Source organism: Microcoleus sp. PH2017_08_TRC_O_A (assembly GCF_020738665.1).
In the GTDB taxonomy this organism is placed as follows: domain Bacteria; phylum Cyanobacteriota; class Cyanobacteriia; order Cyanobacteriales; family Microcoleaceae; genus Microcoleus.
Genome location: NZ_JAEQCE010000122.1, coordinates 25,861 through 35,815, shown reverse-complemented (window position 1 = coordinate 35,815; position 9,955 = coordinate 25,861). Strand labels below are relative to the sequence as shown.

General features: G+C 45.9%; 9 protein-coding genes. 1 reads left to right on the top strand and 8 read right to left on the bottom strand.

Annotated features, from left to right (window positions below):
• Nucleotides 1-363: 363 nt before the first annotated feature.
• Together rnc and JGK22_RS30095 are read right to left on the bottom strand one after the other, a co-directional pair.
• Nucleotides 364-1,077: a ribonuclease III gene (gene rnc, locus JGK22_RS30100; protein WP_293197176.1), complete on the bottom strand. Its 714-nt coding sequence runs from the start codon at nucleotides 1,075-1,077 to the stop codon at nucleotides 364-366.
• Between the two features lie 150 nt (nucleotides 1,078-1,227).
• On the bottom strand, nucleotides 1,228-1,725 hold the full coding sequence (locus JGK22_RS30095; protein ID WP_293197174.1) for an NYN domain-containing protein: 498 nt from the start codon (nucleotides 1,723-1,725) through the stop codon (nucleotides 1,228-1,230).
• Between the two features lie 745 nt (nucleotides 1,726-2,470).
• Between JGK22_RS30095 and JGK22_RS30090 the strand changes: the two genes are divergently transcribed.
• Nucleotides 2,471-2,614 carry a chlorophyll a/b-binding protein gene (locus JGK22_RS30090; RefSeq protein ID WP_325314842.1) on the top strand — a complete coding sequence of 48 codons (144 nt, stop codon included), beginning with the start codon at nucleotides 2,471-2,473 and terminating at the stop codon, nucleotides 2,612-2,614.
• 195 nt (nucleotides 2,615-2,809) lie between these two features.
• Here JGK22_RS30090 and JGK22_RS30085 read toward each other — a convergent pair whose 3' ends face one another.
• The 6 genes from JGK22_RS30085 to JGK22_RS30060 all read right to left on the bottom strand — a co-directional run bounded on the left by JGK22_RS30085 (nucleotide 2,810) and on the right by JGK22_RS30060 (nucleotide 9,657).
• Nucleotides 2,810-3,022, bottom strand: a complete 213-nt coding sequence (locus JGK22_RS30085) for a hypothetical protein (protein WP_293146201.1) — start codon at nucleotides 3,020-3,022, stop codon at nucleotides 2,810-2,812.
• 107 nt (nucleotides 3,023-3,129) lie between these two features.
• Nucleotides 3,130-3,348, bottom strand: a complete 219-nt coding sequence (locus JGK22_RS30080) for a hypothetical protein (protein WP_293177020.1) — start codon at nucleotides 3,346-3,348, stop codon at nucleotides 3,130-3,132.
• Nucleotides 3,349-3,560: 212 nt separating this feature from the next.
• Nucleotides 3,561-3,953: a response regulator gene (locus tag JGK22_RS30075; protein WP_293177022.1), complete on the bottom strand. Its 393-nt coding sequence runs from the start codon at nucleotides 3,951-3,953 to the stop codon at nucleotides 3,561-3,563.
• 231 nt (nucleotides 3,954-4,184) lie between these two features.
• Complete coding sequence (locus JGK22_RS30070; protein ID WP_293177024.1) at nucleotides 4,185-4,418, bottom strand: hypothetical protein; 234 nt, start codon at nucleotides 4,416-4,418, stop codon at nucleotides 4,185-4,187.
• 79 nt (nucleotides 4,419-4,497) lie between these two features.
• Nucleotides 4,498-7,062 (bottom strand): PAS domain S-box protein, encoded by a 2,565-nt coding sequence (locus tag JGK22_RS30065; protein WP_293216999.1) that lies wholly within the window; start codon nucleotides 7,060-7,062, stop codon nucleotides 4,498-4,500.
• A 348-nt stretch (nucleotides 7,063-7,410) separates the two neighbouring features.
• Complete coding sequence (locus tag JGK22_RS30060; RefSeq protein WP_293210892.1) at nucleotides 7,411-9,657, bottom strand: glycoside hydrolase; 2,247 nt, start codon at nucleotides 9,655-9,657, stop codon at nucleotides 7,411-7,413.
• Between the last annotated feature and the right edge of the window lie 298 nt (nucleotides 9,658-9,955).

Below are 9,955 nucleotides of genomic sequence, written 5' to 3'. Positions count from 1 at the left end.
CAGGGGTTGTCTCTTTCATGGGTCATTTTTTAACGTTATCTGCTTGCTATGTAAGCATTATAACCTATTTTTATCGTATTTTCTGTTTAAGTCCCGTTAGGATAGCCAAAAGAGCTTCTACTTTGAGAAAGAAAGAGTGGCTTTAGGCAGCATTTCGGGTTTTTATATCTCTTTGATTGGGCGAGTTGATGTATCCCCAGAGCCACTGAGGCGCGCGTCTATTGTGTCATCTGGAAAACAAACTATAGCGGTTCTTAATCGTGGTTAGGTATCCCCGATGCCCTGTTTGGCCGATGCCCCATGCCCATGAGTACCTCATCTTTCTGAGAAAGGCTATAGTAGTTTTTATCGGTGTTTTCACGTTTAGATCAGTCCGCGTTTTTTCAGCTTTGCTAACGCATCTTCAGCCGCATTTTTCTCAGCATCTTTCTTGCTTTTGCCTTTACCTTCTCCATAGGATTTGTCTCCAACATAAACTTTAGCGAGAAATTCGGGCTGATGGGGCGTTCCTCCTGCTTGGACTGTCACGTATTTGGGCGGAGTCGTGTCACCGTTGGCTTGTACCCATTCTTGAAAGCGGTTTTTCGAGTCTACAGTCGATCGCGTTTCCACCACATTGTCGGGAACAGAATCAAACATTTGCCACACAAACTCGCGAACTTTGTCCATATCTTCCGTGTCGAGATAGTAAGCGCCAATGAATGCTTCAAAGGTGCTGCTGAGCAAATTTGGATTAGTAATTCCACCTTCTCGATAAGCTCCTTTGCCGAGCCGCATTTTTAAGTCTAAACTGATTTCAGTAGCAAATCTGGCTAATTGTTTTTCATCTACCAATGCAGAACGTCGGCGAGTCATTTGATCTTCTCCCATTTCTGGGTGACGCTGATAGAGATATTCGCCGCTGAGAAATGTCAGCAAAGCATCGCCGAGAAATTCTAAGCGTTCGTTGTCTGCTTCGCGGAATGTGGGGTTTTCGTTGACGTAGGAACGGTGGGTTAATGCTTGGCGCAGCAGTTTTTCATTCTTGAATTGGGGAATGGTTATTTGGAGTTCTTGTGTTTGATTAGTTGATGGCATGGGAGTTTGATAATTGTTATTGATTTTGGAGTTTCTTGTTGTTATGTTGGCGGACATGAAAGAGCCGCAGATGGCGGTTGGTTTGGAGAATCTAGTTTATCAAATAAACTAGATTTTTGCTATCTGCGGCGGGGTAAATGTCGAGGTTGTTTATGCTGTGACTTTGTAAGTCTCGATCGACTTTGGCAATTCATCGATCAAGTAAAATCTATCTGCAAGCTTTTTGAGATTGTGACTATCATTACCTTTGCGGGCAACAATTATTACCTTCTTCCCCTTTTCATGCAGCTTCTGAATCAAAATCTCACCGTAGCCGTCTCCAGAGACAATAATAAATGTGTGTGGGTATAGGCTACTTGAAGCCTCACTAAAGCAGTCTGCTGACAAATGAAAGTCTACAGCATTTTTAATGTTTTGGGATACATGAAAACATTCAAAATTTTGAGAGCGCAAATTTACTTGTGCTGCCTTATTTTGTTGTTGCCAATTATCGTAAACTTTGCGGTTAACTACATATCCAAATTTATTAGCCAAGAGCAATAAATCTGGGGATAGTTTTAAGGTTGGGATGTTTTGATAATCCCAATAAATGGAAACTAAAGCTTGCTGTTGGTAGATTAATCCATTTGAGGTTCGATGAGTGTCCATTTGAGTAATTCCTAAAATTTGGTGGGCTGGACAGCCTCGACATATCACGCATCTAGCATTAATGGAGTGTTGTCTGTGGATTTGCTCAAAAATGAACATCTCGGCACAAGACAATCTGTTACCATAAAACACTTTGATTTTGTAGGGATTTGATTAGCGTCTTAGCTACAGGGTTGATAGAACTGTAACGAGCTTAGTAGCAGCCCGTTGAAGGGAAATCTAACTCTATAATGTTTCGATTTATGTCAAGCTTGTATTAACTTGTTAAAACGACATTAGACTTAATTTCCGCTCAACGGGATTCTAGAAACTTGCTACAGTTCTATCAACCGTGCAGCTAAGACGACTCAATCAACATTCCTTAATTTTGAATGCGATATTTAGTTTTAGCTCTGCCTTTAATCTAGCTTTTTGAATTTTTGATGTCAAGTATTTAGTAAAAATTATTTTTCTGACATTCTTAGACCTCTGAGCAATATTTTCGTGAACCTGACACCGATCGCAAGTTACGCGCTTGCGACAAGAGTGAAACCCCGTTTCTACGAGATTTGGCGACTACTCACAGAACATATCGGGAGAAACCCGGTTTCTCACCCCCGTGCGATCGCCCACAAGCCCCTCTACACATCGATTCATCCTGCTGACAAGCAGCATTTGAAAAATAAATGTAAAAATATGTTGCAATGTTTCTTTCGCTATGTTAAGTTTAGTTACATAAGGTTGAAATACAACGAGGTTTATGGTCATGGAAAACAAAGACGCAAAAGTAGGCTTCACCGAGTTCGCTGAAACCTGGAACGGTCGTTTGGCAATGCTAGGCTTTGCGATCGGCTTAGCTACCGAATTCCTCACCGGTCAAGGCATTCTCTCTCAAATCGGTTTGATGTAATCAGCTTAACTCCATACAAGAGCTGTAATTTGTGGGGGCGATCGACCCCCTTACAAGTGCGATCGCCCGCACGCAAATAAGTCCCTTCACTCACAGTGAAGGGACTTTTGCATTTTTTATTAAAAAGTCAAACCGATGGCACAATCAAAAAACTTTTTCGTCTCAATATTTATCGTCAGTCAAACTCGATCTTTCCTAAGCAATTCCTACTGAATCCAAAATTCTCGCTTTAGGAGTCAAACCAGTAAGCTTCACCAAGCCTTCTTGTTTGTGAGTCCGCAGGCTGTTACCTAAAATCATCTCCGACAGATCCGGCATTTCCTGCCAGCAGCGCGAGCAGAACCAATAAACGCGATTGTGGCGAGCGTGGCGTAACAATTGAGAGGAGCAACAAGGGCAACTATTCATGATATTTTAAACCTTCTTTAAGATATGGATCGATAAACCAATTGATTACAGAGATTGAGGAATGCCGCTGTATCTCTACTCCAGGCACAACAATAAAAAAGCTCTTTTCACTCCAAACTTTGAGCGTCTGACAAGTAGCACTTTTGGATGCCCAACAGCAACACCACAATTAGAACCTGAACGCCCCAAGGAGCCCAAGAGAAACCCCAAATAAAACAACCCAGTCCGGCCAAAGCCACAAGAACAAAAATATCTTGAGAGGTTTGCCAGTAAATCCAGACGGCTGCCAGAGAAACTATCAGTAGCAAAATGTAAGCTGAGGGCATAGTCGTCTTCTCCCAAGGTTTCCGCCAACAGTCAGGATCGATTCCTGACGATGTGCTTAAATTAAAACTTAAACCTGAAGAACTTATGAAGATAAGTAAGTTGTTACAAAAAAAAATATAATTCTGCCCGATTATATTCAGCCTAAAAACCGAGCAGAAATAATTTGTTTTTTTGGTTAGAGATTTCACAGATTTTAAGGCGCACAATCGACCTATGCTTCCTGCCAGCCCAGAGCTTCAGCCACCTGAGCAGCCAAAGCCATCGGTTCAAAAGGCTTAGCAATCACACTCACTACCCCCAAATCTGCGAACATCCGCCTGTCGCTAGCGAGAGCCTTAGCCGTCAATAAAATTACCGGAATGTGCTGGGTAGCATGATTAGCTTGTAACTGTTTAAAAGTAGTAGGCCCGTCTTGGTCGGGCATCATCACGTCGAGGAGAATAGCATCAGGCTGTTCGGCAAGAGCCTTAGCCATACCCTCGCGACCAGAACTTGCGGTCAGGACTTCCCAGCCCCCCACCACCTCAAGACTGACTTGAGCCACTTCCCGAATATCTTCGGCATCGTCAATAACCAAGATGCGTTTGGCAGTCAAAATTAACATCTTTTTTAAGAATCAGAACTGATCACAGACTAGAGGCGAAATGTGAATGTTTTGTAAAGCAAACTTTTTTACCGATCGGACTTTACAGTAAAGCTGCAAAACTGTACAGAAGAATGAAGTTCGGCAACGAGCAATGTACGGGATGTAACGGATGGAAGGAAGAAGGAAATCTTTCCTTCTTCCTCGCGATAGAAGCTATCTAGCGCAAGGGTTTCAGCAATTAAGAACGTCCTAACCGCCTTGGCCGTTGCTATACAACGGAGTCCCCAAAAATCCGCTGTTCGATCGACAATCGCGATTTTGCCCGTCCCTGCCTGTATAATCCGTCTTTGCCAAAAATGACTGGCCCGGACGCACTTCAGACGCCTCGAAAGCTGGTTTTTTAGCGTTTCTGCTGCCTGCAACCCAGTCTTTTGGTAAAAAAGCCTGGTTTCTGCATCCAGGATGGTATGAAAATTTTTGCATTAATATTTTTTCATGAGTAATGGCGAATGCAATCTACCTAATGGGGAATATCATCTGCCGAATACATAAGTGCCTTTCGTTAACCTTCTCCCTCCCCCATAACTGGCAGACTTAAGAAAAAAGTGCTGCCCTCCCCCAAAACGCTCTCCACCCAAATCCGGCCCCCGTGCTGCTGCACGATACTGCGACAAATAGCCAGCCCCAAACCAGTACCTCCTTTTTGGCGACAATCAGAAGCATCAACCTGTTGAAAGCGCTCAAAGACCATCTCTAGCTTGTCCGCCGGAATGCCGCGTCCTTGATCTTTAACCGCAATCAGGATTTCGGAATTCACCGGTAAGTGCGGATTGATGGCCGGATCGGGAGACAACAAACAAGGAGACGACACTGACTTCAACTCAGCTTTTTCTGCCAAATCCCGATGCTCGATCGACTCACCGCTCAGCCAAATCGTAGCACCTGCGGGGGAAAATTTAATAGCATTGCTGAGCAAATTTGTCAATGCCTGAATTAGTCGATCGGGAACAGCGAGCAATTGCGCCCTCACAGGTCTCACAGACAGAGTAACTCCTGCCTGCTGGGCCATTCCCTGCATCTCGTCAGCCGCCTGCAACATCAGATCCGCGACATTGCAAGTTTGTTTGATGGCAGTGCTGTAATTAGAATCCATGCGCTCTAAATCCAGGATGTCGTTGATCAAGCGCACTAACCGGTCAGTATTAGCTATCGCAATCTCCAGCATCCGCTTGGCTTTCTGGGGGTGAGCCTCAAGCAGGCCGCTGTTGAGGAGACCGAGTGCCCCGTGAATCGAAGTCATGGGCGTCCGCAGTTCGTGGCTGATAACAGATATGAATTCATCTTTCATGTGCTCGACCGCAAGCTGATCGGTGATATCTTTAAAAGTCACCACAGCGCCAATAATTTCGCCTTGTTCTCGCATCGGAGCGACAACGTACTCAACTGGAAAACTGCTGCCGTCTTGCCGACAAAAAACCTCATCCGTGACACGCCGAACCTCTCCGTCTCTCAAGGTGTCTAAAATTTGAGAACATACTGGGTTCGAGAGTTTTCCCGTGGTTGGTGTGGCGCCCTCGGGGGCAAGTTGAGAGCCGGAATTGATATCTGTTGCAGGTGACATTTGCTCGTTAGCGCAGCCCTCGAAGAGGATCGCCTTCGAGCATTCTGCCTGCGAACGGTGTAAGCTTTCAGACAAAGGTCGATCGATCCATTGCTTCGATTCGCAACCAGCCATTCTCACCGCCGCCGGATTGACAAAAGTTACTTTTCCCTGTTTGTCCAACCCGCAAATTCCTTCTGCTGCGGAGAACAAAATCATTTCTGTTTGGTGGCGGAGTTGTTCGAGAGCTTTTTGAACTCGCTTGCTATCGGTGATGTCGCGAGCGATAGTTGAAATGCCCGTTACTGCTCCTGTGGCGTCTTTAATCGGAGAAATCGTCAGAGACACATCTATCTGTTCGCCGTCTTTACGCAAGTGTACGGTTTCGTAATGGTCGATCGTAGTTCCAGCCCGAATATTTTCCAGAATTTGGGGGATTTCCTTGGGGCGTTCGGGAATTGCTAAAATCTCGATCGACTGTCCCTTGACTTCCTGCGCGCAGTAGCCGTAAATCTTCTCGGCTCCTGCATTCCAGCTCTGAATTGTCCCGGCGAGGGTTTTGCCCACGATGCCGTCGTCGGAAGACTCGACAATCGACGCCAAGCGCACGAGTTCATCTCTAGCTTGCTTGTATTCAGTAATGTCGCGGCCCAGTATCACGATACTTTTACGTCTGCCGTCGGCATGAAATACGGGTACTTTAATTACATCGTAGATTTTTACAGTACCGTTCGATCGGGGAACCACTTCTTCTCCCCTACAAAGAGTACCTTTTTCCCACGCTGCTCGATCGCTCACCTCGCAAGCCTGTAGAGCCTCCCCGTAAAAACTGCTGAGTTTTCCTAACTGAGTATCTGTGAGGCTCCGGTAGTTATCTGCTGATAGCTCAAACAATTCCAATATTGCTTGATTTGCCTCCTGCCACCTGCCCTCGCCATCTTTAAAGCAGACAATATCTGGCATGGCATTCATCAGCGATTCGAGATAGGAGTTTTCTTGGAGTGCAGCTTCTACCTCTCCCCGCTTGGCGATTTCCCGTTGCAAATTTTCGTTTGCCGTTTGCAGCGAGTCGATCAACAAACTTTCTGTAAAAGTGCGTTCTTTAATTACTTGTTGAAGTCTGTGGAGTTCTAACGATAGCTGCCTGCGAGCTAACAAATTTTCTACGCGCAAGTGCAGTTGGCTGGCATCTATGGGACTTACTATCAAATCATCAATTCTGCCTTCGAGTTGTTTGGAACTCAGCAAAAACTGCTGCTCGGAAAGAGTCGGCGTTTGGGAATTTATCAATAGCAAAAACGGTAAAAAACTAGGCTCCACCGCAGTTTTTAATGTTTCAACCATGTGCCCGATACGATCGAAGTTTGCCTCGTCGAGAATGCACAAGTCAAAAGCTATTTTTGGAAGAATAAATTCTGAGTTTGGTTCGGAAGTCCAATCGAGTAGCATCACCTCATGCTCAGTGTTGAGGTGTGCGATCTGCAAGGGTTGTTGGTAGCGATCGAGCGAGAGCAAAATGCGGCTCATTAGTTTGATGATTTCCCAATGACTAATGATTAGATGTCCAGTAAATTCACCCATTATTAGGTTTGTAGTGAGGACTTCAGTCCTCAAAAAACAGAGGACTGAATTCCTTACTACGAACCAATTTTCTAGCGCAGGTTTGTAATGAGGACTTTAGTCCTCAAAAAACAGAGGACTGAAGTCCTGACTACAAACCTATTTTATAGCAGGTTTGTAGTTAAGACTTCAGTCCTCAAAAAACAGAGGACTGAATTCCTGACTACAAACCTATTTTATAGCGCTCGATCGACCGGACGCGATCGGACTAATGACTGATGACTAATGACGCCAGGACTCATGACTCATGACTCTTTAAGGCATTCCAATTCCAATCAAAGCATCTTCCGGCAGACAGCTAGAGTAGCGCTCCCCGGACGATAAAACCGCAATCAGCCTCATTTGCCAGTCTGGCATAATGTGCAAATCCGCCCAGGGCACTGCTATCTCCAAACATTTATCCAATCCCACTTGGGCCCGGCTGAGGCGGGGCTGCCACTCATCGCCCTCTCCTGCTTCGTGAAACCCAATCGATTTCGTCAGCAAATTAATCTCTAACTGATGGTGGAAGCGATAGTTGATGGGTGCTTCATCGGGCAAACCTGACAGCGGAATCAAGCTGTTGTGCATCGTGCGATCGGGATAAAACCAGAACAAGTTTAACTCCGGCGGGCAATCAATGCCCGGCCGCACCCCAGCATTGAAGTCGGCGCGAAGGTAAAAATTCAAGTGATCTACGCCGTACCAAAGCCGCTGAATTGCCGCACTCCGGTGCATCGTACCCCTTGCTCCCCCAACTTCAATCCGGCCGGCTTTGTCCCAATCCTGTTCGTTGCCGATACCGTCGATAATCGGGTGAATAAAGCTCAGCGGTTGGTGGTCGCCTTGAACCTCGTGTGCCTCTACTTGTCGCAGCACTTCCGGGGGTACAGGCTCGCCGAGAGCTTCGTAGATTGCTGCTACGTGTTCGCGGAATAGCCGATCGAACATAGCATCTTGATTCGACGTGTGGCCTTCGCCAAACCACCAAAACCAGTCGGAACCTTCCGCCGCATAAAGCGCTTCCCAAGCTTCGGGATTGCTTTCTTCCGTAGCCTCTGGATGGTTTGCCAGCATTTGTCTGGCTGGCCCTAACAAATCCCAAGCGCGGTTTTTCGCAGGATCGCCGATCCAAGTTGTCAGGGAACCGTCTACCCAGGAACCGGTATGCAGTTGGGCGGCGGGTATTGTTTCGGTGGCGGGGAATTTGTCGAGAAATTCCGACACTGTGACTAATTGGATATCGGGATTGTCGCTGAGAGTTTGATAGAGTGATTCTAAGAACGGTTTGCCATCTTGAGGATAGAATTCCCAGCAATTTTCGCCGTCTAGGGCGATCGTCACCAACCACGGATTTTCTAAAGATGTGTGGCCGTCGGGTTGTCGGTGTTTGAGAGTTCTGCCGATCGCCTCCAAGTGTCCCACCAAATCCGACGCTGCCTTCTTCGGTTCCATCGAACCGTAGGTAAAACCAATCAAATCCGACAATCTGTGGTCTCTAAATACGATCGCCAAATCGCCATCAGGAGTTTCTAAACGATAAGGGCGATATAACAATTCTGGTTCGCAAACATTCCCCGCCCCATCGCGGTGAAAAAAGTGTTTAATTGTCCACCCCAATACCGCCTCATCCGAGACAATCCATTTAAACCCTTGTTTAGCAATGTAGGGCAAAATTTCCGGGCTAACTGCCTGTTCCGACGGCCACAAACCCCGCGGTTTACAATCAAATCTGTCTTGATACATATCCCAAGATTTTCTCAAATGTCTGGGAATATCTTCAGCCCACTGGAACCTATGTTCTGGCAGTGTCATATTAGGAATCGCTATGCGGCCGCCATTTGTGTCAGCAAGCAGCGGCAAAATCGGGTGAGTGTAGGGGGTTGTGGACACTTCCAACTGTCCCTCAGCTTGCATTTTACGGTGCTGGGGAATGATTCTGGCGAGGATTTCTTTTTGTTTTGAATAGATCTTTTTGCGATCGGCCAGATTGAAATTTTGTCCTTGTTTCAGCCACCCTGCAATCTCGGGGTCATCCCAAAACAGCGGATCGATCCAAGCTAAATTGTGCCACGCCAGCAAGTCACCAAAATCCTGCACTTTCCAGTTTGCCAAGCACCATTGAATCCCTTTTTCCTGCCGCTGAGTGTAGAGTTGAGCGTACCGGGGATGCGGCTGAATCAGGGTGTGGTAGTTGGCATCAAAGAAGTGTTCTAAAATGAACTCTTGTTCAGCGATGTTTAAAGTTTCTGCTGGCTTGAGAGTTACCGCCAAGTAAGGGTCTAATGCTTTGTCGGCGATGCAGTCTTCTATCTGCAAAATTAAGGACGGAACCAGGTTTACAGTTTGATGCAGCTTGGGATATTTTGCCAGAATTAGGACTAAATCCAAGTAATCTTTGACTCCGTGCAAGCGCACCCAAGGCAGTCGATACTCGGATGCTCCGGCGCTAGTGAACGATCTTGATTTGTAGAGGGGTTGGTGTTGGTGCCAAATGAAGGCTACGTAAAGTGGATGAGACATTGATTTTGGTAATGGGTAATGGGTAATGGGTAATTATAATTTGTAATTGGTATTTTGTAATTGGTATTTTGTAATTGGTATTTTGTAATTTTGTCAGGAATGCTTAACTTCTATCTTTAGGGTGATGAACAGCGCAGATTGTCCCTATTAAGTAGCGCTTCCAACTTCTCAATTGCAGGTTGATGCTGCACACATTACTACCATCGAGTAGCACATAAAACTACTTTTTGTATCTAGGGCTTTCATTCAATTGATATTTGACCGCTTGAGGGCGACCTTTAACTCGAAGGAAGAGGAT

Bases quoted from the DNA above. Each gene is read 5' to 3' on its own strand.
- rnc (WP_293197176.1), bottom strand. From the start codon at position 1,077: ATGCCATCAACTAATCAAACACAAGAACTCCAAATAACCATTCCCCAA.
- JGK22_RS30095 (WP_293197174.1), bottom strand. From the start codon at position 1,725: ATGGACACTCATCGAACCTCAAATGGATTAATCTACCAACAGCAAGCT.
- JGK22_RS30090 (WP_325314842.1), top strand. From the start codon at position 2,471: ATGGAAAACAAAGACGCAAAAGTAGGCTTCACCGAGTTCGCTGAAACC.
- JGK22_RS30085 (WP_293146201.1), bottom strand. From the start codon at position 3,022: ATGAATAGTTGCCCTTGTTGCTCCTCTCAATTGTTACGCCACGCTCGC.
- JGK22_RS30080 (WP_293177020.1), bottom strand. From the start codon at position 3,348: ATGCCCTCAGCTTACATTTTGCTACTGATAGTTTCTCTGGCAGCCGTC.
- JGK22_RS30075 (WP_293177022.1), bottom strand. From the start codon at position 3,953: ATGTTAATTTTGACTGCCAAACGCATCTTGGTTATTGACGATGCCGAA.
- JGK22_RS30070 (WP_293177024.1), bottom strand. From the start codon at position 4,418: ATGCAAAAATTTTCATACCATCCTGGATGCAGAAACCAGGCTTTTTTA.
- JGK22_RS30065 (WP_293216999.1), bottom strand. From the start codon at position 7,062: ATGAGCCGCATTTTGCTCTCGCTCGATCGCTACCAACAACCCTTGCAG.
- JGK22_RS30060 (WP_293210892.1), bottom strand. From the start codon at position 9,657: ATGTCTCATCCACTTTACGTAGCCTTCATTTGGCACCAACACCAACCC.